This window comes from Paenibacillus ginsengihumi DSM 21568 (assembly GCF_000380965.1).
In the GTDB taxonomy this organism is placed as follows: Bacteria; Bacillota; Bacilli; order Paenibacillales; family NBRC-103111; genus Paenibacillus_G; species Paenibacillus_G ginsengihumi.
On the sequence record NZ_KB905560.1, the window covers coordinates 70767 to 92136 of the forward strand.

The window sequence follows — 21370 nt, forward strand, 5'->3', positions numbered from 1 at the left end:
AAGGATGAAAATGAACCGCCCGCCCCGGGCGCTATTTTCAAGGTAGACGCCCATGCCACTGGCGCAGCACCATCAGAAGATGAAAATGAGCTGCGGGCCCAGGGCTATTTTCAAGGTAGCAAATGTTGTATTTTGTACAACAAAAACGGGGGGATAAACCGCATCTGCGGCTCATTGTTGTAAAAAGTGCAACATTTCGGGCGATGTTCCCGGGTTTGCAGCCAATCTCGCCCAAATTGTTGCACAAATTACAACATTTACTCAACTCTTGTACGAATGATACAGCGAATGTTGTATTTTTTGCAGGATTCGTCGCCTAATAGGTATGGAGCAGCGGGTTTTGGGCTGGAGGCGGGGGACAAAGGCCGGGCAACGGCATGCCGCGAATGCCGGACGGCTCGTTCGACGGGCTGTGCGCGGGCCGGCCGCTGGCGGACGAGATCGCATTCTTGCGTTGACAATGCTTGGATAGCCGTGCTACGTTCAATATGTTTGGCAACGTTTTCCGGCAGCCTGCATTACAGGGTGCGGCGCGATATCGCTTGGAAGCGGAGCGGAGCAAAGCATAGCGGTTCTGGCTCAATCCTTATAACGATTGCGAAAGAGAGGCGATCTGCAAATGGAGCTTCATCCGAACGGTACTTCTGTCGCTTTTATCGGCACAGGTGTCATGGGCAAAAGCATGGCCGGCCATCTGCTGGCCGCTGGATACGGGGTGCACGTGTACAGCCGCACTCGCTCGAAAGCCGGGGAGCTGCTGGAGCAAGGGGCCGTATGGCATGACTCTCCCGGCTCCGCAGCCGCAGCCGCGAATGCGGTTATCACGATGGTCGGTTATCCGCACGATGTGGAAGAAGTGTATTTTGGGCAGCGGGGCATTATCGAGAACGCGAAGCCCGGCGCGTATTTGATCGACATGACGACTTCCAGCCCGTCCCTGGCGAAGCGTATCGAGCAGGCGGCCCGGGAGCGGGGGCTGCATGCGCTGGACGCTCCGGTATCGGGAGGAGATATCGGAGCGCGGGAGGCGCGGCTGTCGATCATGGTCGGCGGCTCGGCCGAGGCTTTCGAAGCGGCGCTGCCGCTGCTGCGCAAGCTGGGGACGAACATCGTTCGGCAGGGCGGTCCCGGCGCGGGGCAGTATACGAAGATGGCGAACCAGATCGCCATCGCCTCCAACATGATGGGCGTGTGCGAGGCGCTGGCCTATGCTCGCAAGGCCGGCCTTGATCCGGAGAGCGTCCTGAAAAGTATCGAGTCCGGCGCCGCCGGAAGCTGGTCGCTTAGCAACCTGGCGCCGCGCATCATTCGGGGCGATTTCGCTCCCGGCTTTTATGTGAAGCATTTTGTGAAGGATATGAAGATCGCCCTGGAATCCGCCGAGGAGATGGGGATCGAGCTGCCGGGCCTGGCCTTGGCCCGCTCGCTGTACGAGCGGCTGATCGAGATGGGGGAAGAAGACAGCGGAACGCAGGCATTGTATAAGCTGCTCGACCCGTCCTGAGGCCCGGTGGACGAAGCGCAAACGAAGCGAAGCCGGCGATTGCCAGCGAATGTTCTTGCCGAAGGCGACGCCCGATGACGGAAGGAATCGCTGTCATAGGCGTCGAGCCTGATCATTCGACGAAGTCCGTCGGCGAATGTTCAGTACCGAAGGCGACGCCCGATGACGGAAGGAACCGCTGGTCATAGGCGTCGAGCCTGGAATCATCCGCAAATGGCGCCGCGCTGCCGTGCGGATGGCTTCCGGGGAACTTGTTCTCAGAGGGGGGCACTGCAATGCCAATGGTGGATATGCCGCTGGAGAAGCTGCGGCAATATGAAGGAATCAATCCGCGACCGGGCGATTTCGACGCGTACTGGGAGCGGGCGCTGGCCGAGATGCGGGCCGTCGATCCGCAGGTCGAGCTCGTGCCGAGCGAGTTTCAGACGCCGTTTGCGGAATGTTTTCATCTGTACTTTACGGGCGTAAGGGGCGCCCGCATTCATGCCAAATATGTACGGCCGAAGCACGCCGCCGGGCCTCATCCGGCCGTGCTCCAGTTTCACGGCTACACCGGACGCTCGGGCGATTGGCACGAGAAGCTGGGCTACGCCGCGCTTGGCTTTTCGGTCCTGGCGATGGACTGCCGGGGGCAAGGGGGAAGGTCGGAGGATACGGGAGGCGTCAAAGGAAATACGCACCGCGGTCATATTATCCGCGGACTTGATTCCGGAGAGGACGATCTGCTGTTCCGGCATATTTTCCTGGATACGGCTCAGCTGGCGAGCATCGCCATGAGCTTGCCGGAGGTCGACCCCGAGCGGGTCGGCGCTATGGGCGGCTCGCAGGGCGGGGCGCTCACGATCGCCTGCGCCGCGTTGGAGCCGCGGATCAAGCGGCTGGCGCCGGTGTACCCGTTCCTCAGCGACTACCGTCGCGTCTGGCAGATGGATTTGGCCGTCAATGCGTATGAGGAGCTGCGCACCTATTTCCGCCAGTTCGATCCGCTGCATCAGCGGGAGGATGAAATTTTTACGCGGCTCGGCTATATCGATATTCAGCATTTGGCGGAGCGGATCCAAGGCGAGGTGATGATGGGCGTCGGACTGATGGACACGGTATGCCCGCCGTCCACCCAGTACGCGGCCTTCAACAAAATCAAGGCGCCGAAGCAAGATATCGTCTACCCGGATTTCGGCCACGAAGCGCTGCCGGGCTTTGCCGACCGGACGATGCAGTTTTTCATCGAAGGGTTCCTGCAGGGCTAAAGGCGCTCCCGGATCGCGCTGCCCGGCTGGCTGAGCGTCGGTCGGGCAGCCGGGCGGCGCCGCGGGTCGCAGGCCGCGGGCTCGCGCCGACGAGCGCATATGCCTCGCGCGTATCGCCCCGCATCGTCCGGCGTGCTGCTGACGGGGCCGGTCCCGCGATGGAGCGGAAGCTTTGCGGAAGGCCGTTACCGCCCCCCCGGCGCCGAATTGCGCGCAAGTCGGTGCGAGCAGCTGCCGCCGAAGCAGCGGTCAAGCTGTGGCGAGCGGCCTGCGTCGAAGCAGCGGTCAGGCTGTGGCGAGCGGCCTGCGTCGAAGCAGCGGTCAAGCTGTGGCGAGCGGCCTGCGTCGAAGCGGCGGTCAAGCTGTGGCGAGCGGCCTGCGTCGAAGCAGCGGTCAGGCTGTGGCGAGCAGCTGCCGCCGAAGCGGCGGTCAAGCTGTGGCGAGCGGGCCTGCGTCGAAGCAGCGGTCAAGCTGTGGCGAGCGGCCTGCGGCGGACGTTCGTCCGCTTGAGGGCGGTTGCCTGGCGCGCCTGCAGTCAGGACGGAGCGCCGCCCCGTTCGCGCAGCAGCGCTGCGATATCATCGCAGCCTTTCATCTCCGCGATCGCCAGGGCGGTAAGACCGCTGTCCTGAGCGAGTTCAGGGTCGGCGCCATGATCGAGCAGCAGGCGGGCCATGTACGTATCGCAATTGCCCGCTGCCTGCTGCAAGGCCGTCCAGCCGCCCTCCTGCCGGGCGTTCGGGTCGGCGCCGCGCTGCAGCAGAAGGTGCGCGAGATGGAACTTGCGCCCGGCAACCGCGGCATGGAGCGGCGTATTGGCCATGCGGTTAGCCGATCGCGCATTCACGTCGGCGCCGAGCTCGATGAGTGCGGCCGCCGCCTCTTCGCCGCCGAAGAAGGCCGCCAGATGAAGCGGCGTCCAGCCGTCGTAATTGTGCGCGGAGAGCTGCTCGGGCGCCTCCTGCAGCAGATAAGCCGTATATTCGCCGTCGCCCAAAGCCGCCGCTTCGTGGACGTTGACCGCCACGCCGAGCGTCAGCAGCAGCTCGACCGCCTGCGGCTTACCGTAATACATCGCCGCCATCAGCGGCGATTCCCCGTTCTCCCGCCGCGCCGTCAGCAGCTCCGGCTGCTCGCCGACGAGCCGCTTGATTTCGGCCGTATCGCCTTGCTTGGCCGCTTCCATGAGTTGCTCCAACAATGCATGTTTCCCCCAATCGTATACGATGAACGTATGTTGTTCTAATCGGCCTCGCAACGATTTGCCGATATTGCAAGCCATTTTTGGTAAAGCTCACAGCAACCGACCGCCCTAAGGTGCAGGGAATGCTCCTGGCCGCCTGAAGAAGCGGGGGCTTCTTGCTTCGGCGATCGCTGCCTTTCTTTAAAAGTTCGGCGCCATACCGGAATTTCCTCCCGATGAGAGACAAGCGGGAGCCGGTAGCCAAGATTAGCCCAGCTTAAATGCATGATGGGATTCGGGAGCTAGACCATCGGCCGCTTGAGGCTCGGGCAATATTTGCAGCAAACAGCGCGCAGCGCGAATTCCCCCGGAGGCTATGCAGTCCGGGGGAAACTTCGCTTCAGGGCTGGGTGTGCTCGCTGACCCAAGCGATCATTTGTTTGGGGTAGTCGCTGATAAAGTTTTTTACGCCGAGCTTAAGCAGCCGCTGCGCCGTATATTTGTCGTTGACGATCCAGGCGTATACTTCCTTGCCATATTTGGCCGCCTTGGCCATAAAGTCTTGATAAATCAGGTTGTGAGCCGCACTGATCGCTTCGTAATCCCCGCTCTTGAATACCTCTTCCGTCGGCGGACTGTCGATGATAAGCCCGGTTTTGATCTGCTTGTTCAGCTTCTTGACCTTGCCGAGCAGCGACTTGTCGAACGAAGTGACGATGCATCGCTCCACGAAATCGTGCTTCTCGATCAGTTGAACCGTCTTCTCGGCAAGCTGCTTCTGATGGCCGTAATTTTTCAGCTCGATATTCAGCTTCAGGTTGCCCTTCGCGGCAAGCACGAGAGCTTCCTCCAGCGTCGGCACCTTCTCCTGCTCGAACCTCGCGTTATACCAGCTTCCGGCGCTCGCCTGGATGAGGCTGTCATAGGTAATTTCCCATAACGGTTTGTCGATGCCGGTCGTCCTGCGGGGGTTGCTGTCATGCATGAGCACGAGCACGCCGTCGGCCGTCTCCTGGACGTCGATTTCGGCATAGCCCGCGCCTTCCTCGATCGCTTTGAGAATCGCGCTGAGCGTATTTTCGGGCGCGCTGCCGGAACTGCCGCGATGCCCGGTGACGTTAGCAACCCCCGCATGCTGGCGAATATCGGATAATGTCGCGACATTGATCGTCATCGACGGCGGAGCGCTATCGGCGACGGCGACATGGGCGGCGAATAGAAGGGTGAGGGTAGCTAACAGTTTTTGCATCGTCTTTTCAATCTCCTTGATGTCGAAAATGCTGCAGTGGATGGAACGGAGTGCCACGAACAATCTCGTATTATCGCGAACAATCTCGCAATTATGTAGACGCAAAGTTTGCCAATTTGTTTCTGAAAGGCGGCGAAAAAATAAAGCTGCCCGGCGCAGTTAGGCAGCCCGCGGCCGACAGTCCGGCATTCCCGCAGGTATCACCCGCAGCCGCGCTTTGGGAGAATCACCCTGCAAAAATTGTTGTCTAGTGGTATAATCGTATTCGGGAATGGAAGAAACCTAATTAAGAATGGCAGGAGATTTAGAGCATGGGATACTTAGGCGGAATTGAGGGGGGCGGCACGAAATTCGTGTGCGGCATCGGAACCCCCGACGGCAACATCATCGACCGGGTGTCGTTTCCGACGACGCAGCCCGAGGAAACGTTGGAGCAAGTATTCGGCTATTTCGCAGACAAACAGATCGACGCTTTGGGCATCGGTTCGTTCGGACCGATCGACCCGAATCCGTCCAGCCCGACTTACGGGTATGTTACGAGCACGCCGAAGCCGGGGTGGAGCAATTGCAATGTGCTGGGCGCGCTGAAGGAGCGTTTTCAGGTGCCGATCGGCTTCGATCTGGACGTGAACGTTGCCGCGCTGGGAGAAGCGACGCTCGGCGCGGCCCGCGAGCTAAGCGGCTGCTTATATATGACGGTCGGGACGGGAGTCGGCGCCGGCCTCGTAGCGAACGGGCGCATTGTGAACGGACTGACGCATCCGGAGATGGGCCATATTCTGGTGCGGCGTCATCCCGACGATGACTTTGCGGGGAACTGCCCTTTCCACGGAGACTGTCTGGAAGGGCTCGCAGCCGGTCCGGCTCTGGAACGCCGCTGGGGCGTGAAGGGGGCCGAGCTGCCTGCGGACCATAAGGCGTGGGAGCTGGAGGCCGAATATTTGTCCCAAGCCTTCATGACCATCATCCTGACGATGATGCCGCCAAAAATCATTTTGGGCGGCGGCGTGAGCAAGCAGACGCACTTGTTCCCGATCATCCGGCGGCGGGTGCTTGAGCTGCTGAACGGTTATGTCGTGCTTCCGCAAATTTTGGAAGACATCGACTCTTATATCGTGCCCCCGGGACTCGGGGACAACGCCGGGCTGACCGGCTCGATTTTGCTCGCGAAGCAAGCGCTGGCAGGCCGTTAAAGGCAAGCGGCTGCTGTAAAAGAAAGCGGAGGGCGCACGAGCGACAGCGAAAGCATCGTCATGCGCCCCCCTTGCAGCGGGCGGGCCGTCTCGGGTGGATAAGGAGCGCTCCGGAAATTCCTAAGGCATTGTCGCCAGGCGCGTCGACCTTGTGCAAAGGCTGCCGCAAGCTCCACGCGATGACCCGGATTCGATGCGTTACTTCCGCCAAAAGGTTGAACAGTCTGCCTTATCCAAAATATTAAACTCGATCATTTTCTCAAGCAATGAGTAATGAACCGGACGATCCCAGCGGATGCGCACCAACTCTTTCGTATGCTCATAGCCAGCCTGCACAATGTCATCGGCAAAGCGCATAATCCCCGCCCTTTCAGGGGCAACAGCCAAATGATGCTTGGCAACGCTAAAGCCGATAATGAATGTGCCGTGATCGGTAAACATAGGCTGATTCCACGCGATTTTAGGCACCAATTGGGGAAAGGTCCTGGAGACCCAGGCCAAAACCTCCTCCGTTCGGGCCCGGTGCTCATGGTTATTGATGCGCTCCAAATATTGCGCAAACACCTCCAAATACATCCCTCCTTATGCATAAATTAACCTATTCATCCAGACTCATTCAAGGCTTGCAACCGAGAAAACGGCGCTAGCTCAAGTCAAAGACGATCCCTTCCTCTAAGTCCCGGCGAACGTATAAATCTTTGCCTTCCAAGTACCAGACATTGTCTTCTTCCATGTAAAAGACGATCCCTTCCGCCTCTGCCTGCAGGCCAGGCCGGACCGGCCGCTCCTTGGCAATGCCGAGCGAAAAGCCGCTGTGCACCGTACTGCAGCCTCCGAGCCGCACGAACAGCCGGAGCTCGTCTCCGGGTTGAAGCTGCATTTCCTGTTTCAGCCATGACGCCGCATCGCGGTCGACGACGATGTTCATGTGAAGCGCTCCTTTCGCGATTTTTCCTAATTATACACGGACGCAGCCCTTTTCGCATGTGACGTTGCTCATCATATGGCGTGCCGCTGGTTGTCCTGCATCGCGGCAGCTGTTATAATGGCCGTATGTTCCGAAAGGAGGCATGTATTACGGTGTACGGCATCGCATCCGTTCGTTTAAGGTAATGTGAGGTACAGAACAAAGCGAACCTTCCAATTTTGCGCAAAAATGGACAGGTTTATTTGTGCTGTGCCTTTTTCATTCCTTCAAAACGAATGAATGGGGTGCTTTTTTGTGTCCAAAAAACATCGACGATACCCGGGTGCCCGGCGCGGGGCGGCGTCCGCCTTTTCCGCGCAGCACCTGTTAATTCATCGCAAGTTGATTCAGGAGATGATCGCTTGGGCGGAGATCGGCCCGGCCGATACGGTGCTCGACATCGGCGCCGGGACTGGCGCGATCACGCTTCCGTTGGCGGAAAAAGCAGGCCGTGTGCTGGCCGTCGAGAACGACCCGCTATTGGTGAGCAAGCTGCGCGGGAAATTGCAGGAGGCGGCGAATGTGACGATCAAGCCGCTCGATATTTTGCAGATGCCGCTGCCGAAAGGGCCTTTTAAGGTCGTCGCGAATATTCCTTATTCGATCACGACGCCGATTCTCGGCAAGCTGCTGGACCCGCCCGGCACGCCGCTGCAGCGAGCCGTACTGCTCGTGGAAAAAGGGGCGGCCAGGCGCTTCACTTTAGCGCCTGCAGCCGATCCGCGCATCCTGGCATGGCGGATGCGCTTCGAGCTGCGGCTGGTGCGGACGGTGCCGCCGGCCTGCTTCTCGCCGCCGCCCGGCGTCGATTCGGCGGCGCTGCTCATCAGTCGCAGGAAGCGGCCGCTGATCCCGGACGGCCAGTTTGCCCGCTTTGCCGCGTTTGCCGCCCACGGCCTGCGCAATCCGGCGCTGCCGCTGTTTGCGGCGTTCGCGGACGTGTTCACGCCGCCGCAAATCGCCAAAATTGCAAGGGCGCTTGGCATCGCCAGAGAGAGGCCCGTCGGCAAGCTTGACGAGGGACAGTGGGGCGAGCTGTTTGCCGCGATGCTGCGGCATGTGGAGCCTTACCGGTGGCCGAGGCTGCGGCAGCGCGGCCGGAGCGGCAGGCGCCCTCAATAATTCGCCGTTTACCGCCTTAAAGCACGTGGGGAGCGGGCGGAGAGCCGGCCCGCGCACCCGCAGGTGGCGCGGGAAAGCCCGGCAAGCTGGACGGTGCCTGGCGGCCCGCTTAAGCTTCATTGACGTTCGCCCGCACGCGGTGATAAGCTGAAGGAAAGCCGGCTCGTCCGGGCAATGACGGCTAATGACGGGAGGGACGAAGATGAGTTTGCAGACCGAGTGGATTCATTACGGCAGCGAAGGGCAGTACACGGGTTATGCCGCCCGCTTGTCCGCCCTGAAGGAACCGGCCCCTGCGGTCGTCGTGCTGCAGGAAATCTGGGGGGTCGACGAGCATATCCAGGATGTGACGCGGCGAATCGCGCAGGCGGGTTACACGGCCTTCGCGCCGGATTTGTACGCTCGCGACGGCGCTCGCCCGCCTGGTCTCGACTTCGCAAGGGTGGAGGCGGCCAAATCGTTCTTGAACACCGTTTCGCCTGCCCTATGGCGCGATCCGGATGCGAGGCGGGCGGCCTTGGAACGGCTGCCTGCTTCCGAGCGGGACGAGCTGTCTGAGACGCTGGAGCTGCTGTTTGCAGGGAGCGGCCGCATGGATGAATATGTGCGTCTGGCGGCGGATACGTGCTCGTTTTTGCGCGAGCAGTACGAGTATTCGGCAGGGCAGGGCGTATGCGCGGTCGGCTTTTGCCTGGGCGGGGCGATTGCCGGCCTGCTGGCGGCGGAGGATGCGGCGCTGCGCGGCGCGGTCGTCTTTTACGGCAATCCTCCCGGAGCGGAGCGGGCCGGTCGCATCCGCTGCCCGCTGCTCGGGCTGTACGGCGAGCTGGACCGGCGCATCACCGACGCCGTTGCCCCATTCGCCGCTGCGATGGAGGCTGCCGGGCGATCGTTCGAGTACCATGTGTATCCTCACGCGCCGCACGCGTTCTTCAATGACACGCGCCCCGTTTACCATGCGCCATCGGCCCGGGACGCCTGGGTTCAGACGCTGGCGTTCCTGAACCGGGTGCTGCAGCCGGCGTAAGCTCGCAAGCTTTCCGGGAAAAGCCGCGGAGCGATTGCTCGGCGGCTTTTTGGCGGATTGGTATAGTACAGGCGCAAGAAACGCGCCGCGGGTTACTGAGCTTCGCCCTGCAAATAGCGGTAAAACGGCTCGTCGACCCAGAACGTGTACGTTTCGGCCGTTTTCCCCGCAGCCAGCTTCTCGAAGCCTGCGGCGATGGCCGGGGAGTGCTCGTTGAGCGAGAACGATTGCGCGTACAGATGCCCTTCGCGAATGACGTTGCTTGAGATCAGCTCGTAGTCGCTGAGCTCTGTCGCCGAATAGTAAAGCGGCTGCCACCAGGAGGAGACGATCAGCCCTTGGGCGTCGTCGCTGTTCTTCTTGGCATACTGCAGCACAATGTCTTGAAAACGCTGCTTCTGGGCCGAATCCGCGAATTCGAGCACGAGATCGTATTCCTTGGCATAAGCGATATAATGGCCGTTGTCGATCTGCACGACGCGATAGCTGTCTGTCTGCACAGGCTCGCCCCATTCTTTCATATAGATGAAGGCCGACGTCTTCGGCTCCAGCTGCACCTTCGCCTCAAGTCCCTCGCTGCGCAGCAGGCCGATCAGTTGAATGGCATGGTCGATGCTGTCATGGCCGTACGTGATCGACAGAGCGGGATCGAAATTCGCATTGTAGCGCGAATCTTTCAGGTTATAGCCTGTCACGAGATTTTGCTGCAGCGCCGTGTCGACGATGTGCTGCAGCTCCGGGCTTTGAATCAGGCTCTGGGCGTTCCAGGCGTGCCACAGCTTGCCGAAAATGTCCGGATCGGATGTGCTGCCGAGCGCATTCGCCCCGAGTCCGCGGAACGACTTGATGCGGTCCAGCAGCTCCGCGGCGTATGCGCCGGTTGCCGGCTGGCGGTAATCCCACGGTTCGGAGTCCGGCCGGGGAATCAGCCCGTTATCGGCAGCCGCAGCAATCTCCTGGGCCGCCTGCAGCGTGAACGAGGCATGCCCGCTATCATAATCAAGCCCGAGCTTGGCCCATGCCCGGCGTATTTTCGCTTCCGGGTATGTATACGCGAGCTCCTTGAGGCCCGCCGCCTTGACCGCGATATAGACGGCGTCCGCCTCGGTCAGCGGGGCCGCCGCGCGCACGGCGGCATCGGTCAGCACGCCCTGCTCGGCAAGCGCCAGAGCGGCGGCATAATAGGGGCTTTGCGGCGTCAGATCGGCGAACGGATTGTCCGTTCCCGCTGCCTGCCAGCCCAGGCTGTCCGCGATGGCCGCAATGAATGCCCCGCGGGCGACGCCCTCCGGCAAGCCGGACGCCGCCTGGGACGGCACGGCCTGAGCCGGCGCGGCAGCGGCCGCTTCGGCCTTGACCGCTCCCGCCGGAAAGAGCGGCGAGAACAGAAGCGCGGCGCCGAGCGCCCAGGCGGCAGCGCGAGCCGCCGCGTTGTTTCGAGCATGGTAATGGCGATTCATCATAGTCCTCCCTCGTCTATAAAGCTTATTATTCCAATGTGTAAACTGGATATTAGCATTGAACTGCTCCGCTGTCAACAGGGGAGGATCGTGTTGTGTTGCGCCGTGTTAATGTGCCTGATCCAGCGGAGTGTCCAATATGTCAGAGTGCCTGATCCAGCGGAGTGCCCAACATGTCAGGGTGCCTGATCCAGCGGAGTGCCCAACATGTCAGAGTGCCCGATCCAGTGGGGTGTCCAACATGTCAATGTGCCCAATACAGCAGAGCGTGCAGCGCCTGTCCGACAGTGCCCGGCGCATTTTCCTGATGCGGAGCGTATGCTGCGGCGCATTTTCGCCGGCGGCGGACATAAACTTTAGCAAAAGGTTGCAAGGAGACGGACAGCGTCATTTTCAATGAAACGCATAGTTTCGGCATCTGCCGCTCTATTATCATGTTAATCAAATAAATGAATGAAACGATCATTTTTTTGACGTCGGCGGTTGGCCGTTATGCTATAATAGGAGGGAAAGGCTGGAAAGCCATCGATATAACGAAAGGAAGCGAGGCGTCGCATGAAACTCGGAATCAGCTCTTACAGCCTGCACCGGGCGATTCAATCCGGCGAAATGAGCATCATCGACGTGGTCCAATGGGTGGCGGACAATGGTGGGGAGCATCTTGAGCTGGCCCCCATCGGCTTTTCGCTCGACGACAACCCGGGGCTGGCGGAAGCGATCCGCAGCAAGGCGCAGGACGTCGGCATCGAGCTGTCCAATTATGCCGTCGGCGCGAATTTCATTCAGCCGGATGAAGCCGCTTACGAAGCCGAGATTGCCCGCGTCATGAAGCAGGTCGATATCGCCCATGCGCTCGGCGTCAAGCTGATGCGCCACGACGTCGCTTCCCGGCCCGTTCCGGAGACGTCGATCATTCAATTTAACGCGGATCTGCAACGGCTGGCGAACGCCTGCCGGCGCATTGCCGATTATGCCGCGCAGTACGGCATCACGACCAGCGTGGAGAACCATGGCTTCTACGTGCAGGCAAGCGACCGCGTGCAGGCGCTGGTGCACGCCGTAGGGCGCGACAATTACCGGACGACGCTCGATGTCGGCAACTTTCTGTGTGTCGACGAATCGCCGCTCAGCGCTGTCCGGAAAAATTTGCCGATCGCCTCGCTCGTGCATCTGAAGGATTTCTACATACGTCCTTCCTGCCGCAATCCGGGAGAAGGCTGGTTCCGTTCGTCCGGCGGCAGCTACTTGCGGGGAGCGATCGTCGGCCAAGGCGATATCGACATGTGGGAAGTGATCCGCACGATCAAGCAATCCGGTTACGACGGCTACATCTCGATCGAGTTCGAGGGCTGCGAGCCGTGCGTCTTCGGGACGAAGGCGGGGCTGGACAACGCCCGGCGCATTTGGAACGAAGTTTAATTTTCGGGAGGAGACACGGACTATGGGGACAACGAAAATCGGCGTCATCGGCGCAGGCTCCATCAGCGAATCTCATCTGAAAGCATACCGCGGCAACCCGGATGCCGAAATTGCGGCCATCTGTGATTTGAACCGGGAACGCGCCGCGCGCCAAGCGGAAAAATACGGCGCAGCCCGCACCTATACGGATTACCGGGAGCTGCTCGCCGATCGGGAGATTGACGCCGTCAGCATCTGCACATGGAATAACACTCACGCCGAAATCGCCATCGCCGCGCTGGACGCAGGCAAACATGTGCTCGTCGAAAAGCCGCTCTGCCAGACGGTCGGGCAGGCGCTGCAGGTGGAGGAGGCGGTGCGCCGCTCCGGCAAGCTGCTGCAGGTCGGGTTTGTTCGCCGTTACGCCGATAACACTCGAGTGCTAAAGCAGTTTTTGGACAGCGGAGAGCTGGGCGAGATATATTATGCGAAGGCGTCATGCCTGCGCCGGCTCGGCAATCCGGGCGGCTGGTTCGCCGACAAGGCCCGCTCCGGCGGCGGTCCGCTGATCGATCTGGGCGTGCACGTCATCGATCTGTGCTGGTATTTGATGGGCCGGCCGAAGGTCAAGTCGGTCAGCGGCAACACCTATCGCCGGCTCGGCAACCGCAGCAATGTGAAAAATCTGTCCTTCTACAAGGCGGCCGACTACGACGCATCCAGGAACGATGTGGAGGATTTGGCCAATGCCCTGATCCGTTTCGAGAACGGCGCCTCGCTGATGGTGGACGTCAGCTTCACGCTGCATGCGAAGCAGGACGAGCTGACGATCAAGCTTTACGGGGATAAGGGCGGAGCGGAGATCGAGCCGGAGCTCGCCATCGTGACCGAGAAGCACGACACCATCCTGAACGTGCAGCCGCAGGTGGACAATCTCAGCTTCGACTTCGGCGCAGCGTTTCAGAACGAGATCGATGGTTTCATCGACTGCGTTCGCTCCGGCAAGCCGACGATCAGCCCGGTTAAGGACGGCGTCGAGCTGATGAAAATATTGTGCGCCGTATATGAATCCAGCGAGCAAGGCCGCGAAATTTCATTTCATTGACGAAGGGACGGATGAAGCATGGTTTTGACCAACAAAATCGGCGTCATCGTCGACAGCTTCCGGGTCGGCGTCCGCGAAGGGCTGCGCAAGGCGAAGGAGGTCGGCGCCGAAGGCGTGCAGATTTATGCGGTGCGGGGAGAGATGGACCCGGCCGGGCTGTCTCCGGCGGCGCGCAAAGAGCTGAAGGCGTATATCGATTCGCTCGGGCTGGAGGTATCGGCGCTCTGCGGCGATCTGGGCGGACACGGCTTTCAGGACCGGCAGGCGAATCCGGCAAAAATCGAAAGATCGAAGCGCATCCTGGACCTTGCCCTGGAGCTCGGCACGAACGTGGTGACGACGCATATCGGCATCGTGCCGGACGATCCGAATGATCCGGTATACGAAGCGATGCAGCGCGCCTGCGAGGAGCTGAGCGCCTATGCGACGAGCAGCAAAGCGTACTTTGCGATCGAGACCGGGCCGGAGCCGGCCCTGCATCTGAAGCAGTTTCTCGATACGCTCGGCTCCAAAGGGGTCTCGGTCAATTTCGACCCGGCCAACATGGTGATGGTGACCGGCGACGACCCGGTGGCAGGCGTCAAGCTGCTCAAGGATTACATCGTGCATACGCACGTCAAGGACGGCATCCGGCTGCGCGAGGTCGATCCGCGCATCGTGTACGGGGCGCTCGGCTTCGACCCGATGGAGCACGAGAAAATCGCCGAGATGGCATCCGGCGGCGCCGCGTTCCGGGAAGTCCCGCTCGGCGAGGGCAGCGTGCCGTTCGACGAATATTTCGCCGCGCTACAGGAGATCGGCTACAGCGGCTACTTGACGATCGAGCGGGAAGTCGGCGATCAGCCGGAGGCGGACATTCGCAAGGCGGTCGAATTTATCAGGCGTTACCGGGCATAGCTTGGGAAAGGCGGCGCGGGGATAGGGTCCTCGTCCGCTTCTTGGCGTTGGCTCGGCGCCCTGTGCATCGGATGACGCGGCGACCGGAAACTTTTTCCATCCGAGCTGGCGAACGCGGAGCTTGGAGATGGCGCGATCGTCGTGCCCGGAGCCCGAAATCCGGGCATTGCGAACATGCTGGATAGCGAAGGAAGGCTTCTGATATACATCCATCCAATTAGCGGCGATCCGCAAACCATTGCTTGGATCGACCCGGACATGCGGATGACGAAGGTGGAAGTGCTCGACCCGCTCGCTCCGGAAACCATGGATTTGCCTTCCGAGTTTGTTGACGATTGGCCGATCTACATGGGGATTGACGGGAGGCTGTATTCGATTCGCAGAAACAACGGGCTGGTGAGCTTGATTCGCCAAAACAACGGGGGAGTGAGCTATACCGAGCATTCCGCGATGGGGTACGACGACCAGCTGCTTGGCGGCGAATGAGCCCGCTGAACTGTGGAAAAAAGTGGCCCGGCCGCCCCGCGCGGGGAAGCGCGATCCGCGCCCCGCCGCCCGCGCGAGTGAAGCGCGCGCAGCTGCAGCGCCGCGTCCGCAGCGACGCAGCCCGCGCGCGCCGGGCGTCTCCGCCCGCGCTTAATCAGCTGCGGCGCGCTGGATATCCGGCGCCCAGCCGTCCGGGCCGGCCAACACGCTGCGCACGGTCAATTCGGCGGCTTCCGCGGCATTCAGCTTGCGGGCCCATGCGGCGCGTTCCCCGGCGGCGCCGGGACCGCTGCTGCCGAACTCGCCGTACCGGGCGGTCCGCTCGTTGTCCGGATTGCGCCAGTTGTCCCAGCCTTCCGGCTTGATATGCGGCCCCATCCAGGTGTTGACGAAGACGGTGCTCGCATGCGGCCGCCACGGCCTGCCCAAAAATACCGTCGCCTCCGGCGCGCTCCCCGTCAGTCGGCAATCAAGAAAAACATAGCCGTGCGGCTCGTCCTCGGGCGTGGAAGCTGCCGTGATGTAGCCTGCCCGCAGGCTGTGAATTTCGCAGCGGTCGAAGACGGCCGTCGCCGACCCGAAGATGAAGTCGACATGCCCCTCGATGTAGCATTCGCCAAAATATTGCCTGCCCCGGCTCGTATACACCGTATCCTGATTGCCGAGCAGCCGGACGCCGCGGAACGCGACGCGATCGCCGGAAACATACAGCGCCAGCGCCTGGCCGATATCCGGCCCCCAGCCCGCGGTATTTTCCACCGTCATATTCTCCACAGTTACGCGATCGGCCGCTATCGTCAGCGTCGGCGTGCGAAACGTGCCGTACGGCTTTCCGTCGGCATGAATCATGTTGGCGTAATCCCCGTACGAAAGCACGGTGCCTGCGGCGCTCTCGCCGACCAGCGCGATGTCCGGCTTATTGTCCGGCACGACGATTTTTTCCCGGTAAACGCCGTTTTTGACGAAAATGGTGACAGGCTCAAGCGGCAATACCCGCACCGCATCGACGGCTTCCTGCACGCTGGCGTAATCGCCGCTGCCGTCGGCCGCAACCGTTATACGCTGCATCGAATGTTCCTCCCCGAATCATTGAACTGTGCCGCCGCCCGAAGCAAGCGAGGCTGACGATGAATGCGCTCGTGATTAAAACAAGCTCTTGCCGTCGGCCGGCTCCCGATATGGATTGTATCATACCGGCCCCTCGATTGGGAACGCTTACCGGGCTGCCGCCACCACTTGATAACAGCCCGAACTCCCGCATCCCGCTTATGCGACGCCGAATTGATGCGACGCCGAATTGACGCAACGCCGAATTGACGCAACGCCGAATTGATGCGACGCCGAATTGACGCAACGCCGAACGCACGCCGGGCAAGGCGGGCGCTCAAGTTAGCGGAGACTGGATCGCTGCACACCGGATAACCGCCGCACGCCTGGGGAAGCCAGGGTCGCCGCGGTATTCGCCGCCACCGGGCTGATAGCCTGCACGCATGGGGGCGGGCCCTTGAAGCCCCGGCTCTCGCTTGCACAGCGGCGCGCGCCTCTTAAGACGCGCACCCGAATGCCGCTTTGCTTCCTGCATCAGCTATACGCCCAATGAACCGCGCTCGGCATTCGCCGCCGGGATCGCCATTTGGCCTCCGCCCTGAATTCCTTCGCCGGACTGCAGCAAGTACATCTGATAATACTTGCCGCCGAGCTTCATCAGATCTTCGTGGCTGCCGCGCTCGACGATTTCTCCCCGGTCCAGCACCAGAATGAGATCCGCGCTGCGGATCGTGGAGAGCCGGTGGGCGATAACGAAGGTGGTGCGCCCCCGCTTCACTACATCGAGCGCCGCCTGGATGATCGCTTCCGTCTCCGTATCGATGTTGGCCGTCGCCTCGTCGAGGATCAGAATGGCCGGGTCGAAGGCCAGCGCCCTGGCGAAGGAGATGAGCTGCCGCTCCCCGGCCGACAAGGTGCTGCCTTTTTCGGTCACGGGCTCGTCGATCCCGTTCGGCAAGCTGCGGAACATGTCGTACGCGCCGACATCGCGCAGCGCCTGCTCGACCCGCTTTCGGGAAATCGCCGGGTCGCCGAGGCTGACGTTGGAGGCAATCGTGCCGGTGAACAGGAATGGGTCCTGCAGTACGATGCCCATATGCTGCCGGAGCAGCTGACGCGGAATGTCGCGGATATCCTGGCCGTCGATGCGAATGACGCCCCGCTGCGCGTCATAGAAGCGGAAGAGCAGGTTCAGGATGGAGCTTTTGCCCGAGCCGGTATGGCCGACGAGCGCGACCGTCTCTCCCTGCTTTGCCGAGAAGGAGATGTTCTTCAGCACGTATTCGTCCTTTTTATAGGCAAAATAGACGTTCTCGAACGCGACATCTCCCCGGTATCGCTCCAGCTTGCCTGCCGCCACATCCGTGCCTTCCTCGTCGAGCAGCTCGAACACGCGCTCCGCGGAGACGAGCGCCGTCTCCAGGTTGCTGAGCTGGTTGACGATCCCGACAATCGGCTGAAACATCCGGTTCATGTAATCGATGAAGGCGTACAGTACGCCGACCGAGACGGCCGTGCCGAACGAACCGCCGCCAAACAGCCAAATCACGGCCAAAAAAACGACATTGCGCAGCACATTGGCCAAATTGTGCGACGTCAGGGAGTTCAGATTGAGCAGCTTGTTCTGATATGCATAATGCTCCGCATTCAGCTGCTCGAATTCGCCCGCCGTTTGCTGCTGCCTGCGGAACGCTCGAATGATCGGCATGCCTTGAATCGATTCGTTGATCATGCCGTTGATATCGCTCAGCAGGGAGCGGATTCGGTGATTGTATTTGGCGGCGAAGCGCCGGTATACGACTACCCAGACGTACAGCAGCGGCACGATTGGCAAGGCGATTAGCGCCAGCTTGACGTCGAGCAGGAACAGCGCTCCCAGAATCGCCGCCATATAGATGATCCCGGAGAAAAAGTTGGCCAGCACCGCGACATACAGCTCGCGGATCGCCTCGGTATCGTTTGTAATCCGGGACACCACCTTGCCGGCGGGCAAGTTATCGAAATATTGAACCGGCAGCCGCTGCACCTGAGCGAACACGTCTGTGCGCATGCGCTGAATAATCCGGTTGGCGGCCGTCTGCAGCAAGAGCCGCTGGCCGTAGGTGAACAAGGCGCTTAAGCACAGCAGCCCGAAATAGCCGGCGGCCAGCAAGAGCAGCGGGCGGAACTCGGCTTTATAAAAGGCGTAGAGCTCCTCGCTGGTCAGCTTCTCGGCCGGATAAACCGCCCGCTCCGCGCCGCTTGTCACCGTCAGCAGGCCGTCCTGGACCGAGCGCTGACCGTCAAAGCGGACGGCGCCACTGACGAAGTAAAAGTCGCGTCCGACCTGCAGCACGCGCGCTTCCGGGCCGCGGGGCGCGTCCTCGGCCAGCCGGTCGGCGCGGACATATCGCTTGCCTTTGTATTCGGCAGCCGGTTCGCCGGAATTGCCGGACGTCTCGTGCCACGGCTGCTCGATGCCGAGAATATGGCGGTCGATCATCTGCTTGGCGATCCATGGGCCGGCCAGCTCGCAGCAGACGGCCGCAAGCAGCAGCGCCAGGGCGATCAGAATTGTTTTTTGGTGAAGGCGGGCATAGCGGTACAGCCGCGTTCCCGTAGATTTCATCGCAGATCACACCCTCTTTTTTAGCTAAGAAAAACGTCTGTCGACATCGTTTCAAGGATGAACGACCGTGATTTAACGGATGTTTTTCTTGGTGCAGACAATGGCGGTGTTAACCGTTATCAGAACTCAAAACGCAAGGCATCGCTTTGGGAGGCAAATAGCGCTATTCTTATCCAAAACGCTGAATCGGGCAGCCCGCAAATGCTAAGTAAGGCTGCTCACTTTCGTTACAATTTCAAATCGCGCGTTTCGAGCGAAAGAAGCTCTGTGGCTTGCGTCAGCTTAGGGTCGTCCGGCTCCTTCGCAAGACCAGCGGCATTCGTTCATGCCCGTTTACCCGCTGCGCCGACGGCAGCCGCTTGTGCAGACTGTCCCGCGCTGACTGCCGGTCAGGCATCGAGCTTCGCTTCCCACTGCTGGCGTTCGAACTGCTCCTTGTACCAGCCCCGGGCTTTCAGCAGCTCGGCGTGGGTGCCTTCTTCGGCGATGCGCCCTTCGTCCAGCACGACGATCCAGTCGGCATGCTGCACGGCAGACAGCCGGTGCGTAGCGATGATCGTCGTGCGGCCCGCCCGTTCCGAGCGGATGCCTGCGATGATCTCGGCCTCGGTCTTGGCGTCCACGGCGGACAAGGCGTCGTCCAGGATCAATATTTCGGGATCGGCAATCAAGGCTCGGGCGATGGAGACGCGCTGCTTTTGTCCTCCCGACAGGGCTACGCCCTTCTCGCCGACCAGCGTCTCCAGACCTTCGGGAAGAAGCTCCGCGTCCTTGCGGAACGAGGCCAGCTCCAGCGCCCGTTCCAGCTCCTGCTCCCCGGCGTCCGGCCGGCCGAACAAAATATTTTCGCGAATCGTCCGCGAGAACAGCACCGGCTCCTGCGGCACATAGCCGATCCAGCCCAAAATTTCCCCGACCTCGACCTGCTGCGCGGGCACGTCCCCGAAAGCAAGCCGACCGCGTTCGTCGAGCGGATATTCCCGCAGCAGCTGCTTCAGCAGCGTCGTTTTGCCGCTGCCGGTGCGGCCGACGATGCCGAGCGTCTCCCCGCGCCGCAGCCGAATCGACAGCCCGGACAAATTATCCGCCGCCGAAGACGGATAGCGGAAGCTGTATTTGTCAAAAGCGATGCGCTCCGGCGTGCCGACGGGAACCGGATGCGGGGCGTCGGCGACATCGGGCTCGTAAGCCAGCGTCTCGTTCACCCGGTCGAGGGAGGCGTTGCCCCGCTGCATGATGTTGATCAGCTCGCCGATTGCGAACATCGGCCATATCAGCATGCCGAGAAAGACGTTGAACGAGACGAGCTCGCCGAGCGTAATTTCGTTGTGGAACACGAGATAAGCGCCGTAGCCGAGACCGATCAAATAGCTGCAGCCGACGAGCACCTTGACGGTCGGCTCGAACAGCGCGTCGATCCGCGCCACGTCCATATTTTTGGCGTAGACGTCGTCCGCCTTGTCGCCAAATCGGCGGGATGTCGCCTCCTCCTGCACGAAGGCGCGCACGACCCGCACCCCGGCGATCGTCTCCAGCACCTGATCGTTCATTTCGCCGAACGCGTTCTGGGCGGCCGTGAAACGGCGGTGAATTTTGGTTCCGTACCTGCTGATGAGCAGCGCCATCAAGGGCAGGGGGATGAGCGAGGCCAGCGTCAGCTTCCAGCTGATAAAGCCGGCCATCATAATGAGGATCGTCCCCATGAACAGGCTGGAATCGAGCAGCGTCAGGATGCCGAAGCCGGCGGTCACCGAGACGGCCCGCAGATCGTTGGTCGCCCGCGCCATCAGGTCCCCGGTCCGGTTGCGCTCGTAGAACGTCGGCGTCATCCGCAGCAGGTGGCCCATCAGCCGCGAGCGCAGCAGCCGTTCCAGCACGAAGGCGCCGCCGAACAATTGATACATCCATAAGTAATTGAGGATGTAGCCGATGACCGTGATCGCTATCCATAGGCCGAGCACCCCGTAGAAGCGGCTGTCTGTCAGCGCCCCGTCGCGGATGCCGTCGATCGAATAGCCGATCAGCTTCGGGGGGATGACGTCGAGCACGCCGGAGACGGCAAGCAGCACGACGGCGGCGAAGTACCTTTTCCAATGCAGGCGAAAAAACCAGCTTAATTTGCTCAATACCGTGAACATGAATGTGACTCCTTTCCTGGTCGCGGACGAAAAAAGGCATACCGCCCGCAAGCGGCATGCCTCATTGCACCGTAGGTGCAGGCCGGATCGCCTCTATGGCGACGGCGGCCCGATATGGAAAGCGCGCGATTACGGAGCGTAATCCTTGCGCCCGAGGTCGCGATATTGAATCGAACAACCGCTTGGCTGCGGTTCCCGCAAGCGCTCGGAAAGACGACGCCAATGCCCGGTATGCGGTTGTCGTGTGACGGCAATGCGATGCTGAGGCTCGATATGAATCGGCGTCATAACGCGCCACTTCCCCTCTGGAAATTTATGTACATTGTTCACTTTATCACCAGGCGTCCGAACTGTCAACGGGATAGAATGATTATAACGATTTCTTCCTTTCGACAGCAGGCTATGCCCGCACGGTGATTCGTCTCGGTCACGGGCTGTGCCTGTACGGTCATTCGTCTCGACAGTGGGCTATGCCCGTACGGTCATTCGTCTCGACAGTGGGCTATGCCCGTACGGTCATTCGTCCAATCAGTCCTTCCGCGATTGCATAATATACATTAGTCCCAAACGAAAGGAGAGACGACGAATGCAATGTCACGGTTATCAATGTCCAGCGCAAACGGTTTTTGATCCGCCGGTGAGAGTAGTCAGAAATATTTACCATCCTCAGCTCGTTCGCGTTATTCATCCGATCGAGGTGGTTAACCGCCACCACTGCGTACCGGTATACGAGCACTGT

The 21370-nt window shown here is 60.8% G+C and carries 17 protein-coding genes; 9 read left to right on the plus strand and 8 right to left on the minus strand.

The genetic code is table 11. The features are described from left to right. Positions 1-619: 619 nt before the first annotated feature. Positions 620-1504, plus strand: a complete 885-nt coding sequence (locus tag F591_RS0109460; RefSeq protein ID WP_019534355.1) for an NAD(P)-dependent oxidoreductase — start codon at positions 620-622, stop codon at positions 1502-1504. Between the two features lie 275 nt (positions 1505-1779). Further along, complete coding sequence (locus F591_RS0109465; protein WP_026326491.1) at positions 1780-2751, plus strand: acetylxylan esterase; 972 nt, start codon at positions 1780-1782, stop codon at positions 2749-2751. Between the two features lie 535 nt (positions 2752-3286). Here F591_RS0109465 and F591_RS0109470 read toward each other — a convergent pair. Then, positions 3287-3952 (minus strand): ankyrin repeat domain-containing protein, encoded by a 666-nt coding sequence (locus tag F591_RS0109470; RefSeq protein WP_169445844.1) that lies wholly within the window; start codon positions 3950-3952, stop codon positions 3287-3289. A 382-nt stretch (positions 3953-4334) separates the two neighbouring features. Next, positions 4335-5183: a glycerophosphodiester phosphodiesterase gene (locus tag F591_RS0109475; protein WP_019534358.1), complete on the minus strand. Its 849-nt coding sequence runs from the start codon at positions 5181-5183 to the stop codon at positions 4335-4337. A gap of 311 nt (positions 5184-5494) precedes the next feature. On the opposite strand from F591_RS0109475, the gene F591_RS0109480 reads away from it, so the two are divergent. Continuing rightward, positions 5495-6376, plus strand: coding sequence for an ROK family protein (locus F591_RS0109480; protein ID WP_019534359.1), 882 nt, complete (start codon positions 5495-5497; stop codon positions 6374-6376). A gap of 198 nt (positions 6377-6574) precedes the next feature. On the opposite strand, the gene F591_RS0109485 is transcribed toward F591_RS0109480, so the two are convergent. Both F591_RS0109485 and F591_RS0109490 read right to left on the minus strand, forming a co-directional pair. Next, positions 6575-6946 (minus strand): iron chaperone, encoded by a 372-nt coding sequence (locus tag F591_RS0109485; protein ID WP_019534360.1) that lies wholly within the window; start codon positions 6944-6946, stop codon positions 6575-6577. A 73-nt stretch (positions 6947-7019) separates the two neighbouring features. Then, positions 7020-7304: a HesB/YadR/YfhF family protein gene (locus tag F591_RS0109490; RefSeq protein WP_019534361.1), complete on the minus strand. Its 285-nt coding sequence runs from the start codon at positions 7302-7304 to the stop codon at positions 7020-7022. 294 nt (positions 7305-7598) lie between these two features. On the opposite strand from F591_RS0109490, the gene erm reads away from it, so the two are divergent. Both erm and F591_RS0109500 read left to right on the plus strand, forming a co-directional pair. Further along, complete coding sequence (erm, locus tag F591_RS0109495) at positions 7599-8465, plus strand: 23S ribosomal RNA methyltransferase Erm (RefSeq protein WP_019534362.1); 867 nt, start codon at positions 7599-7601, stop codon at positions 8463-8465. Positions 8466-8667: 202 nt separating this feature from the next. Then, positions 8668-9492: a dienelactone hydrolase family protein gene (locus tag F591_RS0109500; protein WP_026326492.1), complete on the plus strand. Its 825-nt coding sequence runs from the start codon at positions 8668-8670 to the stop codon at positions 9490-9492. Positions 9493-9584: 92 nt separating this feature from the next. On the opposite strand, the gene F591_RS0109505 is transcribed toward F591_RS0109500, so the two are convergent. Continuing rightward, the gene (locus F591_RS0109505; protein ID WP_019534364.1) at positions 9585-10952 is read right to left on the minus strand and encodes a hypothetical protein; all 1368 of its coding nucleotides are present in this window, start codon (positions 10950-10952) and stop codon (positions 9585-9587) included. 555 nt (positions 10953-11507) lie between these two features. Between F591_RS0109505 and F591_RS0109510 the strand changes: the two genes are divergently transcribed. The 4 genes from F591_RS0109510 (at position 11508) to F591_RS0109525 (ending at position 14838) form a co-directional block, all read left to right on the plus strand. After that, entirely contained in the window at positions 11508-12371 is an 864-nt protein-coding gene (locus F591_RS0109510; RefSeq protein WP_019534365.1) for a sugar phosphate isomerase/epimerase family protein, read from the plus strand. A 22-nt stretch (positions 12372-12393) separates the two neighbouring features. After that, complete coding sequence (locus F591_RS0109515; RefSeq protein WP_019534366.1) at positions 12394-13455, plus strand: Gfo/Idh/MocA family protein; 1062 nt, start codon at positions 12394-12396, stop codon at positions 13453-13455. A gap of 18 nt (positions 13456-13473) precedes the next feature. After that, positions 13474-14352, plus strand: coding sequence for a sugar phosphate isomerase/epimerase family protein (locus F591_RS0109520; RefSeq protein ID WP_019534367.1), 879 nt, complete (start codon positions 13474-13476; stop codon positions 14350-14352). A 258-nt stretch (positions 14353-14610) separates the two neighbouring features. Next, the gene (locus F591_RS0109525; protein WP_156829501.1) at positions 14611-14838 is read left to right on the plus strand and encodes a hypothetical protein; all 228 of its coding nucleotides are present in this window, start codon (positions 14611-14613) and stop codon (positions 14836-14838) included. A 150-nt stretch (positions 14839-14988) separates the two neighbouring features. Here the strand turns inward: F591_RS0109525 and F591_RS0109530 are convergent, their stop codons facing one another. From F591_RS0109530 to F591_RS0109540, 3 genes are all read right to left on the minus strand, one after another. Next, positions 14989-15906 carry a pectinesterase family protein gene (locus F591_RS0109530; RefSeq protein ID WP_019534369.1) on the minus strand — a complete coding sequence of 306 codons (918 nt, stop codon included), beginning with the start codon at positions 15904-15906 and terminating at the stop codon, positions 14989-14991. A gap of 517 nt (positions 15907-16423) precedes the next feature. Beyond that, positions 16424-18493 (minus strand): ABC transporter ATP-binding protein, encoded by a 2070-nt coding sequence (locus F591_RS0109535; protein ID WP_019534370.1) that lies wholly within the window; start codon positions 18491-18493, stop codon positions 16424-16426. Positions 18494-18882: 389 nt separating this feature from the next. Further along, positions 18883-20631, minus strand: coding sequence for an ABC transporter ATP-binding protein (locus tag F591_RS0109540; RefSeq protein WP_019534371.1), 1749 nt, complete (start codon positions 20629-20631; stop codon positions 18883-18885). Between the last annotated feature and the right edge of the window lie 739 nt (positions 20632-21370).